Annotated in this window: 1 pseudogene; it reads left to right on the top strand. The window is 70.9% G+C overall.

The window, feature by feature from the left end:
- Positions 1 to 801, top strand: a pseudogene (locus AC0VY3_RS37330) (DEAD/DEAH box helicase); the annotation flags it as partial.

Below are 801 nucleotides of genomic sequence, written 5' to 3'. Positions count from 1 at the left end.
TTTCGGCTCGACCTGACCGCTGGCCCCGCATCCTCGCCGCTGCCCGCCCCCAGAAAGGTGCTGACGGCCAGGAGGCGGAGATCGCGAGCATGTCGGACGACCCCGACGGCCTGTTCGGTGCCTGGCTCCCCGGCGCGGAGCTAGGGCTCTCGGAGGCGATCGAGCGGGAGATTCTTGCCGGGTTCGAGATCGACGTCCTGGAGATCCGCGACCCCGCCCCCATCCTCGGGGAGTCGGAGGAAGCGCGGCGCGTGGCCGGCGCCTGGCGCTCCTGCAGACCGCGCTTTTGGAGCACGCGGCGGCGTACAACCTGCGTACGGTCAATGACGTTCCACCAAAAGGTCGAGGAAGCCCGCGCGTTCGCGGACAAGCTCCCCGAGACCGCCGCCAACCTGTACATGAACGACGCCTCGAACGAAGACCTGGCCGCCGCGGACCGGCTGCCGAAGTCGTCGATCGACGCGGCCTTCTACGAGCTGGAGGCCGGCCGCCACGTCCCGCCGGACCGGGTGTGGTCAGCGTGGCTGTGCGGCGACCACCTCGTCCGCGAGCGGCGCGAGGCCCTGCGCCAGTTCGCCAACGGCATCGACGCGGACGGGCGCCGGGTTCACCGCGCCTTCCTCGCCAGCGTTCGCGTGCTCGGGGAAGGCGTCGACATCACCGGCGAGCGGGGCGTGGAGGCCGGCGCGCTTCGCGGACACCCGCGGCTCGCAGGTGGAGATCGTCCAGAACATCGGCCGCGCGCTCAGGCTCAACAAGGACGGGTCCACCAAGGTCGCCAGGATCATCGTGCCGGTGTTC

Source organism: Streptomyces sp. iso_384 (genome assembly GCF_056172905.1).
Note: the sequence above shows the minus strand (reverse complement) of the source record. Positions and strands in the feature narration are given on the sequence as shown.